Genomic DNA, 23,765 nt, shown 5'->3' on the forward strand with positions numbered 1-23,765 from the left:
ATGTCAAAAATTTTAGTTTTAGAAGATGAATTAACAATCCGTAGCTTTATTGTTTTAAATTTAAAACGTGCTGGATTTTATGTAATAGAAGCTACTACTGGAGAAGAAGCGTTACAGATTTTGAGTGAACAAACTGTTGATATAGCACTGCTGGATGTTATGTTACCGGGAATTGATGGTTTAGAAGTTTGTAAGGCTATCAGGAAAGAAAATGAAAAAATGGGTATTATTATGTTAACCGCACGTGTACAAGATGAAGATAAGGTGCAAGGACTAGGAATAGGGGCAGATGATTATATTGCAAAACCGTTTAGTCCAGTAGTATTAACTGCACGTATACAGTCTTTATTAAGAAGAATAGAAGTACATGAAGAAAAAACGAATATTGTTACGTCAGGTCCATTTTCGTTAAATATTATAGAAGAAAGATTGTATAAAGATGGACAATTAGTCGATTTAACACCTACAGAGTATATGATATTACAGTATTTAATGAATCAGGCTTCAAAGCCAGTTTCGCGTGATGAAATTTTAAATATGATTTGGGGAACCAATTACGTAGGTGAAACGAAAGTAGTAGATGTAAATATGAGACGGTTACGTCAAAAAATAGAATGTAATCCATCAGAACCTGAATTTATTCTTACGGTGTGGGGAAAAGGATATGTGTGGAAGGAAAGTATAAGATGAAACGGAAAGTGACTCTATATTTTATGACGGTCATTACACTTATGCTTGTATTATTTGAAGTTGTATTTTCAGTTTCAATTTATCGATACTATTATAATGGTATTGTGCAATATATAGAGTCTCATGCGAAAACGAGTACACGTTTTTTTTCAGAATACAATTCACTATACTTTATTCGATTACAAGAATATAGTGGTGACATAATTAGTAGCTTTCAATTAGAAGGAACAGAATTACAGTTAATTGATCGTCACGGCTCGGTTATACAATCTTCAAGTGGTGAAAAGGTAGAAGGTAAAGTGAATATTCCACAATCATTATTAGAAGGTGAAATGTATAATCAAGTTACTACGAAAGGTAATAAAAAACAACTAGAGGTGCTAAGCCCACTTATACATCAAGGACAAACTATTGGTGTTTTAAAATACACGACTGTTTTAACAAATGTAAATAAAAAGATTATTGAAATTATTACGTTTACTATTTCTGTAGGTATTGTTATTTCAGGAGTTGCCTTCTTAATTAGTAGACGTTTGGCAAATTCATTTGTTGAGCCAATTGAATCCATTATTCAAGCCTCTTCACAAATTGCAGAAGGCACATTAAAGCAAAAAATTAAAGAAGATTATCCTGGAGAATTAGGTGACTTGGCACATAGTTTAAATTATATGGCCTATAAAATAGATAAGGCTGAGCAGATGAAAAATGAATTCATTGCTTCTATTTCGCACGAAATACGAACGCCTTTAACAGGAATTAAAGGTTGGAGTGAGACGTTAAAAACAGTAGATCATTTAACAGAAGAAGAAATAAAGCAAGGTATGGGCATTATTTCAGGTGAGACAGATAGGTTGATTCATTTAGTAGAAGAATTGCTAGATTTTTCAAGATTACAATCAAATCATTTTAATTTATATAAACAAAAGGTGCAATTGTACGATATACTAGAGGAGACGATTTGGCAATTAACTCCTAAATCGGAAGAGAAGGAAATTCAATTTATTACTACTATAGACCGAATTGAATTGATGGGAGATCGAAATAGGCTAAAGCAAGTTTTCTTGAATATTGTTCAAAATGCAATTAAGTATTCACATGAAAAAAGCACAATACACATTGAAGCGACTAAAATAGAAGGACAAGCAGTGATTAAGGTAAGAGACGAAGGGATTGGAATTGCTAAAGAACATTTACCATATATTGAGCAATCATTTTACCAAATTAATAATCATGCTGCAGGTGCAGGTATTGGTTTAGCTATCGTTAAAAAAATGGTAGAGCTTCATGGCGGTGCGCTTAGTGTTACAAGCAAAGAAGGAATAGGAACAACAATTTTGATAAAACTCCCATTATAATACAAATAAAATCTATTTATATGGTGAAATAAAAATAAATAGATGTATAATTATATTGGGCGATTTATATATAAGATTAATAGGGAGAGGAATTCGATAGAATGGAAAAAGCTTTAAAAATTAAACAAATAGTAGTCGTTTTAATAGCGATTGCCGCAGTAGCTATTGGGTATTACATGTTTCAATCAATTACTTCACCAGCAAAAGCTGTTGCGAAACAAGAAAATGTAGTGCAGCTTGCAAGTGAACAGCCGAAAGTTGAAATGAATAAAACGGCACCAAGTCGTTTTAATGGAAAAGAAAGAAAAGTTGCTTATCTTACATTTGACGATGGGCCAGGGAAATATACGGCTGAATTATTAAATACGCTAAAACAACATGATGCGAAGGCGACGTTCTTTTTAATTGGAGCGAATGTAAAAGAATTTCCTGATTTAGTGAAACGTGAAAATGCTGAGGGTCATTATGTAGGCATGCATAGTATGACACATAATTTCGCAAAGTTATATAAAAATGGCGAGTATGTAAATGAGATGAAAGAAGATCAAGGTTTAATCGCTAATATTATTGGGAAATCACCTAAATTAACACGTCCTCCATATGGTTCGATGCCTGGATTAAATGAAGGTCTTCGAAATAAAGTGGTAGAAGGCGGATTTAAAGTATGGGATTGGACAATTGATTCATTAGATTGGAGATACAATAAAATGCCAGTTGATGCAGCTGCAGCACAAATTGCTCAAAATGTATTAACAAACGCAACAAAACCACAAGAAGTAATTTTAATGCATGATATTCACCCGCAATCAGTTGCTGCTGTGCCAGCAATTTTAAAAGGGCTAAAAGAAAAAGGTTATGAGTTCGAAGCTTATCATGAAGAAAGTCACTTCCCAGTGAACTTCTGGCATGATAACCGTATGTAATGGAGGAATGAACGTTGAAGTATGGAAAAGTAGCAGTAGTTGGAGCATTATCAGTAGGACTTTTAACAGGTTGTTTCGGTGAAAAGCCAGAAGAAAATCTATATACAGCTTTTGAAACAGCAGCAACACAAGAAAAATCTTTAGTGGATGAAGCAAAAAAATTAGAGCAGTTAGAGAAACAAGGGCAAGAATTATATGCTCAAATTTTGCAAGAAGGTAAAGATCATAATGAAGCAGTTGTGAAGAAAATAGAGCAAGCTACTGCAAATGTAGATGATCGTGAAAAAGTATTGAAAAGTGAGAAAGAAATGCTAGAAAAAGCACAGAAGGAAACGAAATCTGTTCAAAGTAATATAGAGAAGATTGAAGATAAGAAGTTACAAAAACAAGCAAAAGCAGTAGAAGAGTCGTATAAGAATCGTTATGATGCATTCCAAAAGATGAATGAAAATTACACGAAAGTGTTAGCGACTGAAAAAGAACTGTATGAAAAATTAAAAGTAAAAGAAACGAAATTAAAAGAAATCGGTGAAAAAGTTAAAACCGTTAATGAATTAAATGTGGAAGCACAAAAGTCGAAAGAGCAGTTTAACAAATTTACAAAAGAGTATAATGACAGTAAATTAGCATTCTACAAAGATGCAGAAATTAAGATTAAAGATCAGAAATAAAGAAGAATCTAAAGTGTAATAAAAAGCCGGAGAAACATCGTTATAAATGTTTTTTCGGTTTTTTACGTTAAATGAATAGAAAAGACTGGAATTGATATCATAAAAGAGTTATAGTGAGTTATTCTAAGGGAAACATTGTAAAGTAAGGAGAATGGGAATATGTCATATGAATTTTTACTCAAATTAGGTTTAGCACTCTTTTTAGGATTATTCATCGGGATAGATAGGCAGCTAAAGAATAAACCACTTGGTGTGAAAACAAGTATGGTTATTTCTGTAGCAAGTTGTTTAATTACGATGGTTTCAATTGAATCTGTGCATGTATATTCTGTTCCAGGACATACAAATATGGATCCGATGCGACTGGCCGCTCAAATTGTTAGTGGAATTGGTTTTCTTGGCGCAGGTGTCATTTTACGAAGAAGTAATGACGTTATTTCTGGATTAACAACAGCTTCTATGGTGTGGGCTGCTTCAGCTTTAGGAATCGCAATTGGTGCAGGATTTTATTTACAAGCGACAGTTGCTATGGTTTTAATTATTTTAGCGATTAATGTACTTCCGCAACTTGTGAAAATTGCAGGACCGTATTCATTAAGACAAAAGGATTTATCTATAAAAATTACTGTTAAAGAGCATCATGAGTTAGATGGTATATTTAAGCAAATTAAAAATTTAGGCATGCATGTGAAACGCGTGAAAATTAAAGATATAGATAGTGGAGCATTTCAGCAACTGGAGATGGTTATTTTAGCTCCAGAAGATTTATATACAACAGAGTTATATAGTTCCCTGAAAGAGATAGATCGAGTAGTTTCAGTTGAAGTGGAAAGTAGATAATTGTGACAAAAAAGAGTGAAGTTCAAATTCACTCTTTTTTATTTGGATTTTTAAGGAATGAAATTGATATAATGATGAGTAATAAGGGGAGGAGAAATGATGGGAATACATATTAGAAGAGCAATAGAGGATGATATATAAGGTATAGCAAAGGTGCATGTCGATAGTTGGAAAACAACGTATAAAGGGATATTTGCTGACGAAATTCTAGATAATATAGCATATGAGAAACGAGAAAAACAATGGGAAGATATTTTTCAAAAAGAAGGTAATCATCAATTTAGATTTGTAGCAGAGAATTTAAATGGAGAAATAGTTGGATTCATCGATGGGGGAGTAGAAAGAACTGGTACATATAATTGTGATGGAGAATTATATGCAATCTACCTTTTACAAGAGTATCAAGGAATGAAAATAGGACAAAAGTTATTTCAAACTTTATTATCGGATTGTATAAACAATAACATGCAATCACTTTTAGTTTGGGTTGTTACGAATAATCCTTCTAAAAAGTTTTATGAAAAATTCAACCCTGAAAAAATTGATACGAAATTTTTAGAGAGAGTAAGGGTAGAAGAAACAGCGTATTGTTGGAGAGATTTGAATTTGTTACAAAAACAAACAGCTATATAGATTGATACATATAATAATATTATGTAAACATATCATAGGGAAAGGTATACCTCATTTGGTGTACCTTTTTATTAATCCATCAAAAAATGGATTAATAAAAAATAGTAGGTAATTAGTTTGAAAGCAAGAATTTTTCTAGTGTACTTTTAACTAGATTAAAGAAAAGAAAGAAAAAAATAAAAATTTAATTTGATAAAAAAATTCTGAAATATACTCTTGAATTGAATATCATTATCAATTAGAATCAGAATTGATAACGATATTCAATTATCAATTATAATATGAAATTCCGATAGCGTTAATATAAAGAGGAGGAACTAACAGTAAGTGAAAACATAAGTAAACGTGGATATGCGTAATGAAAAATATAAGCTCGATGACTGCATGGAGAGAAATGTTTCAACCATCACCATCGCACACAAAGATAGGGTTTTCCGTTTTGATTATGATTGGTTTGATGGATTTCTTCATAAGTTGGGAGTCAAAGTTATCATTGTTACTAATGAAAGGTTGTCTCCACAAGAAGAGTTTGCTTAGTATTTGATATCTGTTATTCACATATTTAGTTGTAGGATATACAGATTGAGGAAATACAAAAAGAGAATGTCGGAGGATGAAGATCTATGAAAAAAGCATATCTAATAGAGATTAAGCCGACAAATGAACAAATAACCAAGATCCATCAAACGATTGGAGTGTGCAGGTATGTTTACAATCTATATCTTTCAAAAAACAAAGAGATATATGAATCCGAGGGGAAATTTCTTAGTGGCTATGAATTTTCTAAATGGCTAAACAACATTCATACAAAAGAATGTGACCAGTGGATAAAAGAAATATCAAGTAAAGCTGTAAAACAAGCGATTATGAACGGAGATAAAGCTTTTAAGCGATTTTTTAAAGGTTTATCTAAGTTTCCACGCTACAAGAAAAAGAAAAATGAAGATGTAAAATGTTATTTCCCTAAAAACAACAAAACAGATTGGATAGTTGAAAGACATAGAGTAAAAATCCCTACGATTGGATGGATGAGATTAAAAGAGTATGGATATATTTCAAAAGATGCGGTTGTAAAAAGCGGAACGATAGCTAAAAGAGCAGGAAAATATTTTGTATCTGTGCTTTGTGAATTGGAAGAAACAAAAGCGAAGCCAACACTCCATTCAACGGGTGTAGGCATTGATTTAGGCGTGAAAGATTTCGCTGTACGTAGCGATGGGAAAATTCACAAAAATATAAACAAAACAGGAAAAGTAAAAAAGATAGAAAAGCGGTTAAAACGTGAACAACGCTCTTTATCACGTAAATTTGAAAATCTAAAAAAGAGAGGTGAACACTCTGTTACTAATAAAAGAGCGAATATAGATAAAAACATTCTTAGGGTGCAAAAACTACATGCCAAGTTAGCAAACATTCGATTAGCGTATGTAAAGTCTGTTGTAAATGGTGTGGTGAAAACCAAGCCAACGTTTATTACAGTAGAAGATTTGAATGTGAAAGGTATGATGAAGAATAAACATCTATCTAAAGCAGTTGCTAAGCAGTGCTTTTATACATTTAAAACATGGTTATTGACGAAGTGTGAGGAATATGGAATTGAACTGCGTCAAGTAGACAGGTTCTATTCATCTTCAAAGCTATGTTCATGTTGTGGTCAAAAGAAAGTAGACTTAAAGCTATCCGACCGAGTATATGAATGTGACTGTGGAAATGTAATGGATAGAGATTTGAACGCGTCAATCAACCTTTTACAAGCAAAAGAATATATAATACTAACGTAAATAGATTGTATATATTACGGTGGGCTACATCGGAATTTACGCCTGTGGAGTGTTACAGCAAACTGTAGTAGCGAGTGATTGGCGAGACAGGACACGTAGAAGCAGGAATACTCTAAGAATGTACATTTATCTATATTTTTAGTAGCAGGACCAGTATGCAGCATGCGAAACAAATCGCAGAACATGCAACATTACAAAGCTTTTTAAACTGTTATTTAAGAGAAACAGGGAGTGGAGAATGGATTACAGAGGATGAAAGAATGAAAAGTATCTTCAGTAATACGTTGAATAGAGATACAGTCCCCACATATTTATGTTGTCGGCTATCGGCACAGAACGTTACTTTGTATGGAGAAGTTATATATAAATCATCAACAGATCGCCATTTGTTTGGAGAACAATTTTATTATCAAATTGGAGATAGTAATTCCGTTATTACAGCAGATTACGTTACAGTTATTACGTTTTTAATAAAAGAGATGTCGATCAACTACGGAGAAGGAACGAATCCTGCGGAACTTATGCTTCGAGTTATCCGCAGTTGTCAAAATATTGAGGAATTTACAAAAGAGAGAATAGAAGATACATCCGCATTATACGGTTTCCATACAACTTTTATAGAAGCGGAGCAGTCTTTATTATTTGGGCATTTAACTCATCCTACACCAAAGAGTAGACAGGGGATATTGGATTGGAAAAGTGCAATGTATTCTCCAGAATTAAAAGGGGAATGTCAGCTTCATTATTTTCGGGCACATAAAAGTATAGTAAATGAAAAATCATTATTATCAGATTCTACAACAACGATTATAAAAGAAGAATTAAGTAATGATGAGATGGTTAGTAAGGAATTTATAGCGAAGTACTGTAAGGAAGATCAATATGCATTAATTCCAATTCATCCGCTTCAGGCAGAATGGCTCTTGCATCAAGCTTACGTACAAGATTGGATAATTCAAGAATTGCTTGAGTATATTGGTCCTGTAGGTAAGTATTATATGGCAACATCATCACTAAGGACGCTATATCATCCCAATTCGAAGTATATGCTTAAGTTTTCATTTCCGGTGAAAGTAACGAATTCAATGCGTATTAATAAACTGAAAGAACTTGAGAGTGGTCTTGAAGGGAAGGAAATGTTAAATACGGCTATTGGTGAAGTACGAGAAAGATTTCCAGGATTTGATTTTATTTGTGATCCAGCCTTTATTACATTAAATTATGGAACACAAGAATCTGGATTTGAAGTGATTATTCGTGAGAATCCTTTTTATAGTGAACATGCAAACGACGCAACATTAATTGCTGGGCTAGTTCAAGACGCTATACCTGGGGAGCGTACGCGGTTATCGAATATTATTCATCGCCTAGCAGATTTAGAAAGTAAAAGCTGTGAAGAAGTAAGCTTAGAGTGGTTTAGACGATATATGAATATTTCTTTAAAGCCAATGGTATGGATGTATTTACAGTATGGTGTTGCATTAGAAGCTCATCAGCAAAATAGCGTTGTTCAGCTAAAAGATGGTTATCCGGTCAAATATTATTTCCGTGATAATCAAGGATTTTATTTCTGTAATTCAATGAAAGAGATGCTTAATAATGAATTAGCTGGTATTGGAGAACGTACTGGAAATTTATATGACGACTATATTGTGGATGAGAGATTTCGTTACTACTTAATTTTCAATCATATGTTTGGCCTCATTAATGGTTTTGGCACAGCAGGATTAATTAAGGAGGAAATTCTTCTCTCGGAATTAAGGTCTGTACTTGAATCATTCCTTCCATATAACCGGGAACCTTCTACATTTTTAAGAGAATTATTGGACGAAGATAAGTTAGCGTGTAAAGCAAATTTACTAACGAGATTTTTCGATGTCGATGAGTTAAGTAATCCATTGGAGCAAGCTATTTATGTGCAAGTACATAATCCACTCGTTAGAGAAGTGGCTGTTCGTTCATAAATAACGTTAAAATTTCACGTAATACAAATAATGGTATTTTGTCATAAGGTGGAGGGTTTTATGAGAGTGGACATGTATCATACGAAAGTATTGAAGGCGCTCGAATCAGAAGATTACATTTCAGTACGAAGAAGAGTGCTACGTCAATTAGTAGAATCGTTAATTTATGAGGGGATTATTACACCGGTTCGCATAGAAAAAGAAGAACAACTTCTTTTTCTAATACAAGGACTTGATGAAGAAGGCAAAAGTGTCACGTACAAATGCTATGGCAGGGAACGGATGACATTTGGACGTATTTCGTTAGACTCATTAATAGTAAGAGTTCAAGATGAACAGCAAGAAATACAATCTGTCTCGCAATTTCTAGAAGAAGTTTTTCGGGTTACTAGTGTAGAACAAGCTAAATTAGATTCTTTTATACACGAATTAGAACAAACAATATTTAAAGACACGATTGCACAATATGAAAGAAATAATAAGAGAGAATATACTCAAAAATCTTACGATGAGTTTGAAAGCCATTTAATAGACGGCCATCCATATCATCCTAGTTATAAAGCACGTGTTGGATTTCAATATCGTGACAATTTTCAATATGGTTATGAATTTATGCAGCCAATAAAACTCATATGGATTGCAGCGCATAAGAATTATGCGACTGTAGGTTATGAGAATGAAGTGATGTATAACAACCTTTTAAAAGAGGAGATTGGCGATCGTAAATTAGAAGAGTTTATGGAACGAATTCGTAATAAGGGATGTAATCCAAAACAGTACGTGTTTATACCTGTTCACCCATGGCAGTGGGTGAATTTCATCATTTCAAATTATGCGGATCATATACAGGGGAAATTTATTATTTATTTAGGAACATCTGAGGACGATTATTGCGCGCAACAGTCAATGAGAACATTAAGAAATATTACGAGTCCAAAGAAACCGTACGTTAAATTATCGATGAATTTACTCAACACTTCAACACTTCGTACGCTGAAACCATACTCTGTTGTGAGTGCACCAGCAATATCAAATTGGTTAAATGATGTTGTAAGTAATGACGCCTATTTAATGGATGAAGCACGTTTAATCTTGTTAAATGAGTTTTCCAGTGTAACGTATGACACGAATAAAAAAGCTATATATGGTTCATTAGGATGTATTTGGCGCGAAAGCATTCATAAGTATTTAGATGCACAAGAAGATGCAATTCCTTTTAATGGTTTATACGCTAAAGAGAAAAATGGTACACCAATTATTGATGCGTGGTTGAATAAATATGGAATGAAGGATTGGCTACAATTACTTATTCAAAAAGCGATAATACCAGTTATACATCTTGTTGTAGAGCATGGCATCGCACTGGAATCACATGGACAAAATATGATTCTAGTCCATAAAGAAGGGGTGCCTGTTCGTATTGCGTTAAAGGATTTTCATGAAGGGCTTGAGTTTTATCGTCCATATTTGAAAACGGTTGACAAATGTCCCGACTTTACTAAAATGCATAAAACATATGCGAATGGAAAAATGAATGATTTCTTTGAAATGGATCGCATTGAATGTTTGCAAGAGATGGTGTTAGATGCACTATTCCTGTTTAATTTAGGAGAATTAGCATTCGTACTTGCGGATGAATATGGATTGAAAGAAGAACATTTTTGGATGATGGTTGTTGAAGAAATTGAAAATCATTTAAGAATATATCCACATTTGAAAGGTAGATTTGAAAATATTCAATTATATGCACCTACATTCTATGCTGAACAATTAACGAAACGTCGATTATATATGGATCTGGAATCGCTTGTTCATGAAGTTCCAAATCCATTGTATAGAGTAAGACAACTTATGAAACAAAAATCAGCTGTTACAGGGGGAAATTATGCTAATCGTTAATAAACAAGAGTATAGCAAAAGTGATTTTGAATCGAGATTACAAGTTTATGAGGAAATGGAACAATTTAAAGAAGCAGAAGGAAATAGATTTGCACTTTGTCTGAAAGATCCATTCGATATTATTACGATTGTGTTTTTCTTAAAAGAAAAGAAATCATCAGTATTACTTATACATGAAGATACACCAAAAGAAACAGCTATTGAAATGGCAAAGCGTGCAAATTGTGTAGGAATTTTATATGGAGAATATGGCGATTTTACAAAATTAGAAGTAGGGAACTTTTTACTAGAAGAGCCTTCTTTATTGCAATATAGTTCTGGAACTACAGGGGAACCGAAACTAATTCGTAGAGCATGGACGGAAGTTGATACGGAAATTACCGCTTATAATGAAGCTTTAAACTGTGAAGTAGATGAAGTGCCAATCGTTATGGCTCCTGTTTCACATTCATACGGACTAATATGTGGTACTTTATCAGCAATTAAGAGGGGGAGCCAGCCTGTAATCATTACGAATAAAAATCCTAAATTCGCATTAAATATAGTTCGCAATACAGAGAAACATATTATATATGCAGTACCACTTATGTTACACATTATGGGGAGTTTTCCATTAGGAACGTTCCAGTTTCATAAAATTATGACATCAGGATCGCCTTTGCCAGAAGCACTATTTTATAAACTAAAAGAAATGACAACATATATGATGCAGCAATACGGTTGTTCTGAAGCAGGTTGTATTAGTATATGTCATGATATGAAGAGCCATTTAGATTTAGGAAACCCTTTACCTCATGCGAGTATAAGCATAGGTTCAGATGAAAATGCACCGGAAGAAATCGTCGTGAAAATGAATGATAAGGAAATCTTCACGAAAGATTTAGGGTATAAATCTGAGCGTGGCATTCATTTTATGGGGCGTATGGACGATGTAATTAATGTTTCGGGATTAAAAGTCTTTCCTATAGAGGTAGAAGAAACGATGCTTCGATTGGAAGGTGTTCAAGAGGCAATTGTATATCGAGGGAAACATCCTGTCATGGGCGAAATAGTTAAAGCGAAAGTGATCTCTCATGTTGATCCAGTACAAATAAGAGAATGGTGTATTCAGTACTTACCTTCTTATAAAGTTCCCCATGAAATTGAAAGTGTAAATGAAATTCCTAAAAATAAAACTGGAAAAGTAAGTAGAAAGTTACTAGAGATGGGAGAGGTTACAACATGAGACGGGAAGCGTTAAAGAATGCCGTGTTAAAAATTATGATAGAAAAAATGGAACTGAAAAATGTAACGCATTTAGAAGAAACGATGCGCTTAAATCAAGATTTATATATAGATTCGGTAATGATGTTACAGCTTATTGTATACATAGAAATGGATATAAAGCTATGCGTTCCAGAGGATGAGGTAGATCCAAAGGCATTTCTTACTGTAGGATCTTTGCTTGATTTTATGGAGGAGTTACAAGAAGTAAATGTGAATAACTAACCTTTAGGAAAGTGGATGAGAGTATGACTTCAATAAAAGTGCACTGTTTAGTGAGTTGTTTTTGTGAAATTATAAAAAGGCGTAGCGACATTGATTTTCGTCCATTTTATTTTGGACTATGGGATGGAGATTTTGATATAACAGAAGGCGGAATTATTTCATATCACTCTGAAAACATTAACCATGATCATTATTTACTTTGGTTTGAAAAATTGTACGGTATTAAAGTAAACGAATGGTATGATCATGCAAAAGATAAAGATAGCAATGTAGAAACGTTTTTAGAATTAGTAGAAAACAAGCCGGGAAATCGTTATGTCATTGTAATGGTTGATATGTCTCTATTACCAGAGAGGGAAAATAAATTTCATCAAAAACCGTTTCCACATTATTTAATGATATCAAAAACAGAGAAAGAAGAAGAGTGGTTCATGCTAGATCCTGATTTTCGTTGGGAAGGAAATATGGAAAGAGAAAAAGTACTTCACTCTATTCAAGATAACCCATTTGGTGGAGGGTATTTCATTGATATAGAAGGAATTGGGGAGCCAACGCAAGAAACAGTAGCTAGTTATTTCACAGAAACATTCAAAAAGAACGACAATGAACTGACTATGGAGCTGAAAAATTTAATTGTAAAAATGGCAAATGAGGAAGAAGGATATGCGCTTTCTGGACTTGTAGCAGCAGTAAAACAAATACCAGTACTTGCAATTCGTAAATATAGTTATGAGCATGCCTTTGCATACTTCCGTGAAACGTTGCAATATTCGGAGCAAGAATTTGATTATTGGTGTGATCGGGTAGAGGATATTGTACAAGGATTTACAAATGTACAGTATCGTGCAATTAAAATGGCAATGACGAATAATAAAGGTATGCTAGTATCGATTATTGAAAAACTGGATGAAATGAATGCAATTGAACTGCAAATTAAGAAGGAATTAGAGAGACAGTTTCTATCATGGAAAGGTATGAAAACAAATCAGTCTGTCGCAACTTTTTAATAAGCTAACTGAATTTAAGATAGGGGAGTTTAATGCTATGAAATATTCGCTATGTACCATTTCATTTCGTCATCAATTAATTTCATTTACTGATATTGTTCAATTTGCATATGAAAACAGTTTTGAAGGAATTGAATTGTGGGGGACTCATGCACAAAATTTGTATATACAAGAACGCGAAACGACAGAACGAGAATTGACTTTTCTAAAGGATAAAAACTTAGAAATTACGATGATAAGTGATTACTTAGATATATCATTATCAGCAGATTTTGAAAAAACGATAGAGAAAAGTGAACAACTTGTAGTACTAGCTAATTGGTTTAATACGAATAAAATTCGCACGTTTGCTGGGCAAAAAGGGAGCAAGGACTTCTCGGAACAAGAGAGAAAAGAGTATGTGAAGCGAATACGTAAGATTTGTGATGTGTTTGCTCAGCACAATATGTATGTGCTGTTAGAAACACATCCCAATACACTAACGGACACATTGCCTTCTACTATAGAACTATTAGAAGAAGTAAATCATCCGAATTTAAAAATAAATCTTGATTTTCTTCATATATGGGAGTCTGGCGCAGATCCAATAGACAGTTTCCATCGATTAAAGCCGTGGACACTACATTACCATTTTAAGAATATATCTTCAGCGGATTATTTGCATGTGTTTGAACCTAACAATGTATATGCTGCAGCAGGAAGTCGTATTGGTATGGTTCCGTTATTTGAAGGTATTGTAAATTATGATGAGATTATTCAGGAAGTGAGAGGTACGGATCTTTTTGCTTCCTTAGAATGGTTTGGACATAATGCAAAAGAGATATTAAAAGAAGAAATGAAAGTATTAATAAATAGAAAATTAGAAGTAGTAACTTCGTAATGTGAAATGATGTGAGAGTCTCGTTTTAGAGGCTCTTTTTTTATGGTAAAAAATAACCAAAAATTTCCATGTATTTTAATTTGAATTTAACACAATTTATATATAAATAAGGAGGTGATTGGTAATGGCTAGAAATCGTAATTCTAATCAATTAGCATCACATGGAGCACAAGCAGCTTTAGATCAAATGAAATATGAAATTGCACAAGAGTTTGGTGTACAACTTGGCGCTGATACTTCTTCACGTGCAAACGGTTCTGTAGGCGGTGAAATTACAAAACGCCTTGTAGCGATGGCAGAACAACAACTTGGTGGCGGATATACTCGCTAATTGTAGAAGGTTATAGGAGAAAGGAAGGATTCTTCCTTTCTTTTTTTTTCAATTAATTGGTATGGATATATTGTGAACTGGATTCAAAGAATAGGAATAATACTATAATTTCCCCAATTTCTTTTGTTGTGAATGGGAAGTAGTAAAGATGTAATAGCCCTGGTGGAATGAAAAGTTACGTTCCAGCGGGGCTATTATATGGTAAGAAATATATGATGAAAGGTTTCGAAGCCAACATGTTAAAAAAAGAAAACTGTTGTTTAATTGCGCTTGCATCAGTTCCACTTGTTATGACATTAGGGAATTCAATGCTCATCCCAATTCTGCCGACTATTGAAAAGAAATTACATATTTCATCGTTTCAAGTATCCATGATTATTACAATTTACTCTATCGTAGCCATTCTACTTATACCGATTGCTGGTTATTTATCAGATAGATGGGGACGAAAGATGGTAATGGTTCCGAGTTTGCTGATTGCAGCTATAGGAGGAGCGATAACTGGTTGGGTATCTTGGAAAGTTGATAATCCCTACAATTGGATATTGATTGGTAGAGCGATTCAAGGTATTGGTGCTGCTGGTGCAATGCCAGTTGTTATACCGTGTGTTGGTGATTTATACAAAGACGAAAAACAAGTTAGTACAGGTTTAGGAATCATAGAAACATCCAATACATTTGGGAAAGTGCTGAGCCCTATTTTAGGGTCTGCTCTTGCTGCCGTTGTATGGTTCTTACCATTTTGGGCGATTCCAATTTTATGCGTAGTATCAATTGTTTTATTACTTGTTCTAGTAAAGGCAAAGAAACAAGAAGGAGAAGTACCACCACTTAAAGAGTTTATAAAATCTATTCTGTCTACGTTTCGAGAAAAAGGAAGATGGTTAATTGCCATTTTTGCATTAGGTGCAATTATTATGCTTATTTTATTCGGAATTCTCTTTTATTTGTCGACTATACTGGAATCAAAGTATGACATTCATGGTATATGGAAAGGGTGTGTGCTTGCTATCCCGTTACTTGTACTGTCACTTAGTTCATATATGGCCGGTAAAAAAATTGGAGATAATCAAAATGTTATGAAGAAGTGTATCTATATTGGTTTTTTAATGGCAGCTGCATCAGTCATCATTCCTTTATTTATAAAAGGGATTTATTTACTACTTCTTTGTCTCGTTATTATGGGGATAGGGATTGGTATGGCACTCCCATGTTTAGATGCCCTCATTACACAAGGAATTGAAAAGGAGCAAAGGGGAACAGTTACGTCATTTTACAGTTCAATGCGATTTATCGGTGTAGCAGCTGGACCACCTTTATATTCTTTTTTCATGAAAGGGGCGGACCATGAAGTGTTTTATTTGACTAGTATTTTCGCTGCCATTGGTGCTGTCATAGCAATCATTTGGATTAAACCAGCAAAGGATGCAAAGGCGGTAAAACAGAAACCGGAACCTACTTCATAATTTGTAAGAGAATTGCATGATGTTTTGAGTAACATGCAATTCTCTTTCGTTCATTAAGAATAAATAACTTGTTTTAACATATAAAGTGCGACACCCCATATGATGAGACCAGAAAATTTATTTAATAATAAAATTGTCTTTCCGGTTGAGTCTAGTCTTTTTAGAAATTTCCCCGCTAAAGCTAAGCTTATAAACCAAATCCAAGAAACGATAATAGTTGCAAGTGTGAAAGCCCATTTTTCACTTCCTATGTATTGAATAGAATTTGTTCCAATTACACCGATTGTGTCTAAAATAGCATGTGGATTTAATAACGAAACTGATGCTGCGAAAAGGATTTGCTTTTTTAAGGGCATACTTTTTTCTTGTGTTACATCGTTGGAAGGGCTACTTCTCCAAATAACAAAGCCCATGTATAGGAGAAAGAAAAATCCAATTATATATAATGAGTTAGTTAGCCAAGAAAAAGTAAGGAGTACAAGGGAGACACCTTGCACTGCAATCAATATGAGTAACGTATCACATATAGAGGCAGTTAATACTACAGGGGCTGCCCTCCAAATGTTTGGTTGGCTCGCACCTTGGTTAAAGACAAAAACATTTTGTACACCTAATGGAATGATAAGTCCAAATGCAAGAATGATACCATGAATAATTGCTTCACTCATCATATTACCTCCTATTTTAATTCATTATGATAGTGTATATTGTATAGAAGAAATGAAAATTTGTATCCATCCATATGGTTGGGGAGGTTACCAACCAAAAAGAATATAAGGTGATATGATGGAAAGATTCGTTTGGAAACCGGATATGTCTCTAGCGACGCCGCTGTATAAACAAATAGAAACGTATATAAAAGAAAGGATCGTTAATGGAGAATGGACCGTTGGAACGAAATTACCTTCACAAAGAGATTTGGCCCATACATTTGGTGTGAATCGAAGCACAATTGTAATGGCTTTCGATGAACTAGTTGCGAAGGGATATATTGAAGGGAATGGCAGGAAAGGAACAATTGTTGTAAATAATAATGAGAATGTTTCAACTTACGCACCCCCGCCTAATTGGCAGTCTTATGTAGAAACAGGACTTCATTATCCGAATCTCCCAGCTATTCAAGAGATTAATCAAGCTGAATTTTACCCACATGTAATTCGGTTAGGAACAGGTGAGCTCGCGCCGAGTCTCTTACCTGAGAAAAAGATGAAAGAAATTATGAATAACCTTTTAAAGTCAAATGTGACGCTTGGGTATGAAGAGCCGAAAGGAAATCTTTATTTAAGGGAAAAGATTTCCGAATACTTAAAGGAGCATGGCGTATATGTATCTCCTGACTCTATATTAATTGTTTCAGGAGCAATTCAAGCGCTGCAACTTATTTCTATGGGGCTTCTTTCGAAAGGGGCATCAATCTTATTAGAGAAACCATCCTATTTATATTCGCTTAATGTTTTTCAATCAGCAGGAGTACGTTTAATTGGAATCCCAATGGATGAAAGCGGGTTACATACATCATATATTAAGAAATATAAGAAGCAATTTAATGCCTCTATTTTATATACAATCCCGTCTTTTCATAATCCAACGAACTTTAGTATGAATGCGAAGAAACGAATAGAAGTGATGGAAATATGTAATGAAATTGGATTACCTATTATAGAGGACGCAGTGTATCAAGACTTATGGTTTGATGCACCTAGTTCGAAACCTTTAAAAGCCTATGATAAAAATGGAATCGTACTACATATTGGAAGCATGTCCAAAGTAATTAGTCCAGGTTTAAGAATTGGATGGATTGTTGGACCCGAGCCAGTAATTCAAAGATTGTCAGACATAAAGATGCAAACAGATTATGGTTCAAGCACTATATCCCAGCAAATTGCAGCAGAGTGGTTTACAAATGGTCTATATGATGAGTATTTGCGATTTGTAAGAAGTGAATTGAAAAAACGAAGAGATTTTATGTTACTAATGTTAGATAAATATCTTCGTGAAATAGCAACTTGGCATGAACCAACAGGCGGGTTTTATATATGGGTACATATAAAAGTACCCATTTCATATCGCAGTTTATTTGATAAAGCTCTGCAAGAAAAGGTTTTATTAAACCCAGGTACTTTATATGATAGAAGTGCAAATCAATTTTTGCGCCTATCGTATTCATACGCAACGTTAGAAGAAATTGAAATAGGTATAAAAAAACTTGCACAACTAATGAAAAAGTAAGAGGAGAAAGTAATGAAACAATATGTAATTTGCCAAATGATCAATGGAGAAAAATATTTAGCTGCTTATGCGGAGACGAAGCAAGAGGCGATTGAAAAAGCAGAACTGTTAGGATTAAGAACGGGAAATCGTTACATAGTTATAACTGCAGAAGAAGCCGAAGGCTTAACGTATCCTTAAACAATGTATGAGATTATATAGGAAGTAAATAAGTCTAGTAATATAAGAATTTACTAGGCTTATTTACTATTAAGTTGTTAAACGTTCTCGTATTTATACGCAAAGTAATAATATTATGAGTCAAGTTGACGAAAAAATCGATTTGTCTTTCGGTCTTGATTTCCTTTTCTATACTCATCAATATATTGCCTAAAGTTCCAAGCTTGTAAAAATTTATTAGCAGAGTTATAACCAGAATTGTAAAGCCAGTCTTTTTCTTCCTTCGTCAGTTCAAAATTAGTACTTGTAATCGTTCCTGTTGGAATTGTAATCGTTCTTGCTTTTGATTCCTTATCTAAATGACGTAAATCATGAGCTTGCATCATTGTTTTAAATAGTCCTTTGAACATAGAAATAGGCTCGTTATAGTGAGCAGGGTCAGCTTGAATCTCATCTTTTACAAAATGAAATCCGAAAGTCGGCCAGCGAGGAGCGGTAGGTGAATCGAAGATCCAAATTGGATAATTACTTAGAATTCCTCCGTCAACCATATAACAAGGCTGCTTCCATTTTGGAGTTCTCCATTTTACGGGTTCAAAGAAGAAGGGGATTGTACTACTCATTCTTACCGCTTTAGCGATAGAGAAGCGATAATTTAAAAATCCATAGTTTGGTAAGTCGTCAGGAAAGACAACCATTTTACCATTACTAATATCAGAAGCGATGATTTTGAGTTTGTTTAGATCCGGTAAATTAGTAAATAAATGAACACCTTTTTTTCGAAGTAATTCTTCAATCCATTCTTCTATAAATACATTAGAGTATATACCTAGAGTAGTCCATGCACTTAGTCCTTTTCCGATAAAGGGGATTTTGTCAATAAAGGTTTTCTTCGTAAATTTGTTATAATCGATATCAGTTATAATGGTTTTTAGCTCTGAACAAGAATATCCTGCAGCTAAAAGTGCCGCGATAATTGCACCAGCTGATGTTCCAGCTACACGTTCCCATTCATAACCTTTTTCGGCTAACGCGCAAATTGCCCCAACATGCGCAATACCGCGCACACCGCCTCCTTCAAAAACACCATCAATCTTCATTAAACATACTTCCTTTCAAATAAAAGATTTGGAAATGGCAAAAAAGCACGTATTGTACGTGCTTTTTTACAATGGTTTTTAAGTTTACTAGCAGCCTACAAAGCCGCCCCAACAGCTAGCTCCGATGATGATTAGAAGGATGAATAAAACGATTAATAAAGCGAAACCTCCGTAACCACAACCACCACAGCTACCGCCGTAACCGTAACCGCCGCAACTATATCCGTAACCCATGTGGAATTCCTCCTTATATTAAAAATAAAAATGAACGAGGGGAAAATGTACTGGAAGAACTAAAGAACTATCGTGTTTGTAGGAACAATGTATAGTATGCTTTTTTAAACTTGTTCGCGTACGAAGGATAAGCCCGTTTTTGGAGGCTTGTTGATTTTGTAAAGAATGAAGTATAATCTTTGTACTATGATATAAATAAGTATGTAAATGTAAGGAGAATTTATGAATAAAAAAATTGAAGTATTAATTGATAAATATGAACTAACACACTTGAAAGAGGAACTTATTAATACTGTATTTCCTTGTATAAAAGTTGTGCCAAAGCAGCAGGAAACTGTTGCGATAGGTAGTTCGAAAATGGGAGGAGTTCCTGATTTACCAGCTTTATTTGAATATCCAAAGCATAAAGGAAATCCACTACAATTTATCGCGCAATTTAACTTAAGTGATTTACAAAACGTTGGTATGGATCACAATCTTCCTAAGACGGGGATGCTGTATTTCTTTTGCATTGAAAATTATTTTGAAGAAAATGTGAAGCTAACAGAGGGTGGGCGTGTACTTTATTATGATGTTCCTGTAGAGCAATTACGAAGAGGAAATGAAGTACAAGCGAAATATAACCAGTGTGCAATTACTTTTGAACTGACATACAAATTACCAGAACTTTTCATTGAAGATGAGGCTGATTCAGATCGTTTCTTGCAATTACTTGAAGAGCTAATTCCGGATAACTACGATAACCATCAAATGTTTGGTGAGCCATTCTCTGTACAAGAAGAAGTGTTATATGAGACGGGAGAATATATGGGAGTAGACCCGCAGCAAATGACTCTTTTATTCCAAATTGATTCAGATCATAAAAATTGTAATATGGTTTGGGGAGAACTAGGGATGCTATATTTCTGTATTAGTAATGAAGATTTGAAAAATCAACGTTTTGAAAATACATGCTGCGTATTACAAACATGCTAATGAAAAAAGGTTGTTCTTTTTAAAAGAACAACCTTTTTATGTGAATTAGTTAATATGCATAATCTCATATGACCTATACGAAAAAGTATTGTATACTCTGAAACTATACGATACTTTTTCGTATAGTTATAGAATATAAGGAGTGACAAGATGGGAAAGACAAGTAAGTATGTGACAGCTGCCGCACTTTGTTCAACTATAGTAATGGGAGGCTTACAAGCGTCATCTGTATCTTATGCAGCTACAAATCCGACTACAGTGACAGCACAATCAGATGTAAAGTTATTAGATGATTTCAGAAAAGAATTAAAAAAACAGATTGATAATCGAGAAGAAAATATTACAATCACATATAAAACAAAAGATAGAAATGCTAGAAATATTATGGATCAATTGTATGGTGAGTTTAATAAAATTGTAGATGCTGATGAGTATGTAAAATATAATGTAGCGTCTACTAGATATTCCATTAAAGGAATGCCAGGGGACTATACGTTTACACTGCAAGTAAAATACCGTGAATCAAAAGAACAAACTCAATATGTAAAAGCTCAGGCGAAATCAATTGTTGGATCAATTGTAAAACCAGGGATGGATGAGCATGAGAAAGTAAAAGCTATTCACGATTACGTTGTTAAGCATGTGTCTTATGATACGTCTTATCAAGCGTATACAGCATATGAAGCATTAGCGAATCGTTCTGCCGTTTGCCAAGGATATACATTATTGACGTATGAGTTGTTAAAAGAGGCAGGTATTCAAAATCATATTGTAACAGGCACAGGAAACGGACAAGCTCACGCGTGGAATTTAGTGAACATTGAAAACAAATGGTATCACCTAGATACTACATTTGATGATCCAGTACCAGATAAAGCAGGGCGTGCAACTTACTCATATTTTAATATGTCTGACGAACAGTTAAGTAAAGATCATGAATGGGATCGTAGCAAATATCCAGCGGCAACTACAAGTTATTTTGGTGAATTAACAAATAAAATAAAAGCTGGTAGCTCAAAAACTGTCGTATATGAGCAGATGTTAAAAGAAACAAATTTACAATACTTATCTGCAGAATACGGAGCAGAAAATTATAATGAATTTAAGCAAAAGTTGCAGCAAAAGTTTGCAACCAAACCAGAAAAAGTAGAAGTACGATATAAGCAGTCCATGGATGGGACGATGCAAGATATAAAGAAAGTATTAAATGAAATAAATTGGCCAAAAGGTGCAAAGCGTGTGTCTTATCAAGTAGCGCCTTACAGTGCATTGGCGGGTTATTCATTAGCGACAATTACATTTACGTATTAAGCAATGAGAAAGAGCATCTGTAAAAGATGCTCTTTTTATATTTATCGATCACTTTAAAATTTTGGGAATTATGTGATAAAATAAAAAGGAGAGGATGTGAATGCTGAATGAACTTGTTCGAAAGTAATATTTTTACATTGATATATACTTGTTTAGTAATCGGACTTATCGTTTTGTTTTTCATATCATTTACTTTGTTTATTAGAAGAGTATTACAAAGCAGTGCTGCAAAGAAACACCACGTGATTAATATGAACCAGAAGCTAGATCGAATCATTGAATTGCTTGAAAAAGATAAGAAATAGCGATAGAAGAGGTATGAAAAGGGGAAAGAGAATGGCCAATTATATAAAAGAATTACGTGAAAAAGTAGGACATGATTATGTTTTCTTAAACTTTGCCGGTGGTTGTGTATTTAATAAAGAAGGAGAAGTATTACTGCAAAAAAGAGGAGACTTTAACGCTTGGGGATTTCCAGGTGGTGCAATGGAGATAGGAGAATCAGCTGCGGAAACTGCAATCCGAGAAATAAAAGAAGAAACCGGGTATGATGTAGAAATAAATGAGCTTATTGGAGTGTATACAAAATATTTTCAATCATATCCAAATGGAGACAAGGCCCAGTCAATTGTGATGTTCTTTTCATTCTCAATAGTTGGAGGTGACAAAAAAGTAGATGGTGATGAAACGTTGGATTTGAAGTTTTTCCCGTTAGACGACATGCCACCGTTATTTTGTAAACAACATGAAGATTGCCTGCAAGATTTATTGGAGAAAAGAGTAGGGGTATATCGTTAACATATAAAAAAGAAGCTAAATGAAGATTAGCTTCTTTTTTATGTTTAATTTATTTCCACCAATCATCAAACATTGACGCTGGTACTTGTCTTTTATGCTCACTCACTGTGTAACGTTTTTCAATTTTCTCTGCAACGTCAGCTGGAACTGCTTTACCTTCTAAATAATCATCTAATTGATCATAAGTAATACCTAACTCTGTTTCATCAGCTTGACCTGGTTTTTCATCTAATAAATCAGCTGTTGGCATTTTTAAGTACAGTCGCTCGTCTGCGCCTAACTCTTGTAATAATGCACGTCCTTGGCGCTTCGTTAATCCCGTTAATGGTAATAAATCTGCACCACCATCTCCGAATTTTGTAAAGAACCCTGTTACAGCTTCTGCAGCGTGATCTGTTCCGATAACAAGTAGCCCTTTTTGTCCACCAATTGCATATTGAGTAACCATACGGATACGTGCTTTCACGTTACCTTTATTGAAATCTGTTAATGATTCACCCAATAAGTTTTCATATTGATTTGAAAAAGCATCAACAGTTGAAGCAATATCAAATGCAACAGATTGATCTGCTTGAATGAATTGTAATGCTAATTGTGCATCATCTTCATCTTTTTGTACTTTATAAGGAAGACGCACGGCGATAAACGTTGCATTACCACCTTCGTTACGAATTTCTTCAACTGCAAGTTGTGCTAAGCGTCCTGCTAATGTAGAGTCTTGTCCGCCGCTAATACCAAGTACAAATCCTTTTGCACCTGTTTTTTTTACATAATCCTTTAAGAAATCAACTCGTTTACGAATTTCAATTTTTGGATCAATTACAGGCTGAACATGTAATGCTTTCATAATCTGTTCTTGTAATGTCATTATGTTTCCTCCTATTCATATTAAAGCGGTAATTAAGTTTATATGTATAATGGTACATACTTCTATCCTTTATTATTTCGCAAAATTAACGAATATACAATAGGATGTGTGTATGAATATGAATGTAGTCATTATAAATAAAGTACTACGTATAAGCAATTTT

The 23,765-nt window shown here is 34.0% G+C and carries 26 protein-coding genes; 22 read left to right on the plus strand and 4 right to left on the minus strand.

The window, feature by feature from the left end; genetic code table 11:
* The 16 genes from N2V80_RS09555 (at nucleotide 1) to N2V80_RS09630 (ending at nucleotide 15,928) form a co-directional block, all read left to right on the plus strand.
* Nucleotides 1-690 carry a response regulator transcription factor gene (locus N2V80_RS09555; RefSeq protein WP_000036068.1) on the plus strand — a complete coding sequence of 230 codons (690 nt, stop codon included), beginning with the start codon at nucleotides 1-3 and terminating at the stop codon, nucleotides 688-690.
* Nucleotides 687-2,045, plus strand: a complete 1,359-nt coding sequence (locus N2V80_RS09560; RefSeq protein ID WP_000824531.1) for a sensor histidine kinase — start codon at nucleotides 687-689, stop codon at nucleotides 2,043-2,045. Before N2V80_RS09555 ends, N2V80_RS09560 begins: the two co-directional genes overlap by 4 nt.
* 101 nt (nucleotides 2,046-2,146) lie before the next feature.
* Complete coding sequence (locus tag N2V80_RS09565) at nucleotides 2,147-2,968, plus strand: peptidoglycan-N-acetylglucosamine deacetylase (RefSeq protein ID WP_000409484.1); 822 nt, start codon at nucleotides 2,147-2,149, stop codon at nucleotides 2,966-2,968.
* Between the two features lie 14 nt (nucleotides 2,969-2,982).
* Nucleotides 2,983-3,639: a YkyA family protein gene (locus tag N2V80_RS09570; RefSeq protein ID WP_000873565.1), complete on the plus strand. Its 657-nt coding sequence runs from the start codon at nucleotides 2,983-2,985 to the stop codon at nucleotides 3,637-3,639.
* Nucleotides 3,640-3,798: 159 nt separating this feature from the next.
* Nucleotides 3,799-4,479 carry an MgtC/SapB family protein gene (locus N2V80_RS09575; RefSeq protein ID WP_000119510.1) on the plus strand — a complete coding sequence of 227 codons (681 nt, stop codon included), beginning with the start codon at nucleotides 3,799-3,801 and terminating at the stop codon, nucleotides 4,477-4,479.
* A 144-nt stretch (nucleotides 4,480-4,623) separates the two neighbouring features.
* Nucleotides 4,624-5,112, plus strand: a complete 489-nt coding sequence (locus tag N2V80_RS09580) for a GNAT family N-acetyltransferase (protein ID WP_240520977.1) — start codon at nucleotides 4,624-4,626, stop codon at nucleotides 5,110-5,112.
* A gap of 351 nt (nucleotides 5,113-5,463) precedes the next feature.
* On the plus strand, nucleotides 5,464-5,649 hold the full coding sequence (locus tag N2V80_RS09585; RefSeq protein ID WP_021728404.1) for a putative site-specific integrase/resolvase: 186 nt from the start codon (nucleotides 5,464-5,466) through the stop codon (nucleotides 5,647-5,649).
* 86 nt (nucleotides 5,650-5,735) lie between these two features.
* Nucleotides 5,736-6,893, plus strand: a complete 1,158-nt coding sequence (locus N2V80_RS09590; RefSeq protein WP_000710469.1) for an RNA-guided endonuclease InsQ/TnpB family protein — start codon at nucleotides 5,736-5,738, stop codon at nucleotides 6,891-6,893.
* A gap of 155 nt (nucleotides 6,894-7,048) precedes the next feature.
* Nucleotides 7,049-8,857, plus strand: a complete 1,809-nt coding sequence (locus N2V80_RS09595) for an IucA/IucC family protein (protein WP_001163356.1) — start codon at nucleotides 7,049-7,051, stop codon at nucleotides 8,855-8,857.
* Nucleotides 8,858-8,917: 60 nt separating this feature from the next.
* Nucleotides 8,918-10,756 (plus strand): IucA/IucC family protein, encoded by a 1,839-nt coding sequence (locus N2V80_RS09600; protein ID WP_001261836.1) that lies wholly within the window; start codon nucleotides 8,918-8,920, stop codon nucleotides 10,754-10,756.
* Entirely contained in the window at nucleotides 10,743-11,981 is a 1,239-nt protein-coding gene (locus N2V80_RS09605; protein WP_061654787.1) for an AMP-binding protein, read from the plus strand. The genes N2V80_RS09600 and N2V80_RS09605 overlap by 14 nt, the downstream gene beginning before the upstream one ends.
* Complete coding sequence (gene asbD / locus N2V80_RS09610) at nucleotides 11,978-12,244, plus strand: petrobactin biosynthesis protein AsbD (RefSeq protein ID WP_001250558.1); 267 nt, start codon at nucleotides 11,978-11,980, stop codon at nucleotides 12,242-12,244. The genes N2V80_RS09605 and asbD overlap by 4 nt, the downstream gene beginning before the upstream one ends.
* Nucleotides 12,245-12,267: 23 nt before the next feature.
* Complete coding sequence (locus N2V80_RS09615; RefSeq protein ID WP_000200708.1) at nucleotides 12,268-13,251, plus strand: DUF6005 family protein; 984 nt, start codon at nucleotides 12,268-12,270, stop codon at nucleotides 13,249-13,251.
* A 37-nt stretch (nucleotides 13,252-13,288) separates the two neighbouring features.
* The gene (locus N2V80_RS09620) at nucleotides 13,289-14,131 is read left to right on the plus strand and encodes a sugar phosphate isomerase/epimerase family protein (RefSeq protein WP_061654786.1); all 843 of its coding nucleotides are present in this window, start codon (nucleotides 13,289-13,291) and stop codon (nucleotides 14,129-14,131) included.
* A 124-nt stretch (nucleotides 14,132-14,255) separates the two neighbouring features.
* The gene (locus N2V80_RS09625) at nucleotides 14,256-14,462 is read left to right on the plus strand and encodes an alpha/beta-type small acid-soluble spore protein (RefSeq protein ID WP_000113545.1); all 207 of its coding nucleotides are present in this window, start codon (nucleotides 14,256-14,258) and stop codon (nucleotides 14,460-14,462) included.
* Between the two features lie 236 nt (nucleotides 14,463-14,698).
* Entirely contained in the window at nucleotides 14,699-15,928 is a 1,230-nt protein-coding gene (locus tag N2V80_RS09630; RefSeq protein ID WP_033667350.1) for an MFS transporter, read from the plus strand.
* Nucleotides 15,929-15,981: 53 nt separating this feature from the next.
* Here N2V80_RS09630 and N2V80_RS09635 read toward each other — a convergent pair whose 3' ends face one another.
* Nucleotides 15,982-16,596: a LysE/ArgO family amino acid transporter gene (locus N2V80_RS09635; protein WP_001287305.1), complete on the minus strand. Its 615-nt coding sequence runs from the start codon at nucleotides 16,594-16,596 to the stop codon at nucleotides 15,982-15,984.
* 118 nt (nucleotides 16,597-16,714) lie between these two features.
* On the opposite strand from N2V80_RS09635, the gene N2V80_RS09640 reads away from it, so the two are divergent.
* Entirely contained in the window at nucleotides 16,715-18,157 is a 1,443-nt protein-coding gene (locus N2V80_RS09640; protein ID WP_061654789.1) for an aminotransferase-like domain-containing protein, read from the plus strand.
* A 12-nt stretch (nucleotides 18,158-18,169) separates the two neighbouring features.
* A complete protein-coding gene (locus N2V80_RS09645; protein WP_000816389.1) occupies nucleotides 18,170-18,337 on the plus strand; it encodes a DUF3933 family protein in 168 nt (55 codons plus the stop codon).
* 113 nt (nucleotides 18,338-18,450) lie between these two features.
* Here the strand turns inward: N2V80_RS09645 and N2V80_RS09650 are convergent, their stop codons facing one another.
* On the minus strand, nucleotides 18,451-19,416 hold the full coding sequence (locus tag N2V80_RS09650; RefSeq protein WP_061654785.1) for a patatin-like phospholipase family protein: 966 nt from the start codon (nucleotides 19,414-19,416) through the stop codon (nucleotides 18,451-18,453).
* A gap of 87 nt (nucleotides 19,417-19,503) precedes the next feature.
* Entirely contained in the window at nucleotides 19,504-19,650 is a 147-nt protein-coding gene (locus N2V80_RS09655) for a YjcZ family sporulation protein (RefSeq protein WP_000540425.1), read from the minus strand.
* Between the two features lie 222 nt (nucleotides 19,651-19,872).
* Here N2V80_RS09655 and N2V80_RS09660 point away from each other — a divergent pair, with 222 nt between their 5' ends.
* From N2V80_RS09660 to N2V80_RS09675, 4 genes are all read left to right on the plus strand, one after another.
* Nucleotides 19,873-20,625 (plus strand): YwqG family protein, encoded by a 753-nt coding sequence (locus N2V80_RS09660; RefSeq protein ID WP_001034837.1) that lies wholly within the window; start codon nucleotides 19,873-19,875, stop codon nucleotides 20,623-20,625.
* A 150-nt stretch (nucleotides 20,626-20,775) separates the two neighbouring features.
* Complete coding sequence (locus N2V80_RS09665) at nucleotides 20,776-21,936, plus strand: transglutaminase domain-containing protein (RefSeq protein ID WP_000520858.1); 1,161 nt, start codon at nucleotides 20,776-20,778, stop codon at nucleotides 21,934-21,936.
* A gap of 107 nt (nucleotides 21,937-22,043) precedes the next feature.
* Nucleotides 22,044-22,241 (plus strand): DUF4083 domain-containing protein, encoded by a 198-nt coding sequence (locus tag N2V80_RS09670; RefSeq protein ID WP_001048102.1) that lies wholly within the window; start codon nucleotides 22,044-22,046, stop codon nucleotides 22,239-22,241.
* A 31-nt stretch (nucleotides 22,242-22,272) separates the two neighbouring features.
* Entirely contained in the window at nucleotides 22,273-22,734 is a 462-nt protein-coding gene (locus N2V80_RS09675) for an NUDIX hydrolase (RefSeq protein ID WP_000024999.1), read from the plus strand.
* Nucleotides 22,735-22,783: 49 nt separating this feature from the next.
* On the opposite strand, the gene nadE is transcribed toward N2V80_RS09675, so the two are convergent.
* A complete protein-coding gene (nadE, locus tag N2V80_RS09680; RefSeq protein ID WP_000174891.1) occupies nucleotides 22,784-23,602 on the minus strand; it encodes an ammonia-dependent NAD(+) synthetase in 819 nt (272 codons plus the stop codon).
* Between the last annotated feature and the right edge of the window lie 163 nt (nucleotides 23,603-23,765).

Origin of the sequence: Bacillus sp. FSL W8-0640 (genome assembly GCF_038007725.1) — a bacterium.
GTDB lineage: Bacteria > Bacillota > Bacilli > Bacillales > Bacillaceae_G > Bacillus_A > Bacillus_A cereus.

What these genes read in the sequence shown, in the direction of transcription:
- N2V80_RS09555 (WP_000036068.1), top strand. Translation starts at nt 1, where the DNA reads ATGTCAAAAATTTTAGTTTTAGAAGATGAATTAACAATCCGTAGCTTT.
- N2V80_RS09560 (WP_000824531.1), top strand. Translation starts at nt 687, where the DNA reads ATGAAACGGAAAGTGACTCTATATTTTATGACGGTCATTACACTTATG.
- N2V80_RS09565 (WP_000409484.1), top strand. Translation starts at nt 2,147, where the DNA reads ATGGAAAAAGCTTTAAAAATTAAACAAATAGTAGTCGTTTTAATAGCG.
- N2V80_RS09575 (WP_000119510.1), top strand. Translation starts at nt 3,799, where the DNA reads ATGTCATATGAATTTTTACTCAAATTAGGTTTAGCACTCTTTTTAGGA.
- N2V80_RS09585 (WP_021728404.1), top strand. Translation starts at nt 5,464, where the DNA reads ATGCGTAATGAAAAATATAAGCTCGATGACTGCATGGAGAGAAATGTT.
- N2V80_RS09590 (WP_000710469.1), top strand. Translation starts at nt 5,736, where the DNA reads ATGAAAAAAGCATATCTAATAGAGATTAAGCCGACAAATGAACAAATA.
- N2V80_RS09595 (WP_001163356.1), top strand. Translation starts at nt 7,049, where the DNA reads ATGCAGCATGCGAAACAAATCGCAGAACATGCAACATTACAAAGCTTT.
- N2V80_RS09600 (WP_001261836.1), top strand. Translation starts at nt 8,918, where the DNA reads ATGAGAGTGGACATGTATCATACGAAAGTATTGAAGGCGCTCGAATCA.
- N2V80_RS09605 (WP_061654787.1), top strand. Translation starts at nt 10,743, where the DNA reads ATGCTAATCGTTAATAAACAAGAGTATAGCAAAAGTGATTTTGAATCG.
- asbD (WP_001250558.1), top strand. Translation starts at nt 11,978, where the DNA reads ATGAGACGGGAAGCGTTAAAGAATGCCGTGTTAAAAATTATGATAGAA.
- N2V80_RS09615 (WP_000200708.1), top strand. Translation starts at nt 12,268, where the DNA reads ATGACTTCAATAAAAGTGCACTGTTTAGTGAGTTGTTTTTGTGAAATT.
- N2V80_RS09620 (WP_061654786.1), top strand. Translation starts at nt 13,289, where the DNA reads ATGAAATATTCGCTATGTACCATTTCATTTCGTCATCAATTAATTTCA.
- N2V80_RS09625 (WP_000113545.1), top strand. Translation starts at nt 14,256, where the DNA reads ATGGCTAGAAATCGTAATTCTAATCAATTAGCATCACATGGAGCACAA.
- N2V80_RS09630 (WP_033667350.1), top strand. Translation starts at nt 14,699, where the DNA reads ATGTTAAAAAAAGAAAACTGTTGTTTAATTGCGCTTGCATCAGTTCCA.
- N2V80_RS09635 (WP_001287305.1), bottom strand. Translation starts at nt 16,596, where the DNA reads ATGAGTGAAGCAATTATTCATGGTATCATTCTTGCATTTGGACTTATC.
- N2V80_RS09640 (WP_061654789.1), top strand. Translation starts at nt 16,715, where the DNA reads ATGGAAAGATTCGTTTGGAAACCGGATATGTCTCTAGCGACGCCGCTG.
- N2V80_RS09645 (WP_000816389.1), top strand. Translation starts at nt 18,170, where the DNA reads ATGAAACAATATGTAATTTGCCAAATGATCAATGGAGAAAAATATTTA.
- N2V80_RS09650 (WP_061654785.1), bottom strand. Translation starts at nt 19,416, where the DNA reads ATGAAGATTGATGGTGTTTTTGAAGGAGGCGGTGTGCGCGGTATTGCG.
- N2V80_RS09655 (WP_000540425.1), bottom strand. Translation starts at nt 19,650, where the DNA reads ATGGGTTACGGATATAGTTGCGGCGGTTACGGTTACGGCGGTAGCTGT.
- N2V80_RS09660 (WP_001034837.1), top strand. Translation starts at nt 19,873, where the DNA reads ATGAATAAAAAAATTGAAGTATTAATTGATAAATATGAACTAACACAC.
- N2V80_RS09665 (WP_000520858.1), top strand. Translation starts at nt 20,776, where the DNA reads ATGGGAAAGACAAGTAAGTATGTGACAGCTGCCGCACTTTGTTCAACT.
- N2V80_RS09670 (WP_001048102.1), top strand. Translation starts at nt 22,044, where the DNA reads ATGAACTTGTTCGAAAGTAATATTTTTACATTGATATATACTTGTTTA.
- N2V80_RS09675 (WP_000024999.1), top strand. Translation starts at nt 22,273, where the DNA reads ATGGCCAATTATATAAAAGAATTACGTGAAAAAGTAGGACATGATTAT.
- nadE (WP_000174891.1), bottom strand. Translation starts at nt 23,602, where the DNA reads ATGACATTACAAGAACAGATTATGAAAGCATTACATGTTCAGCCTGTA.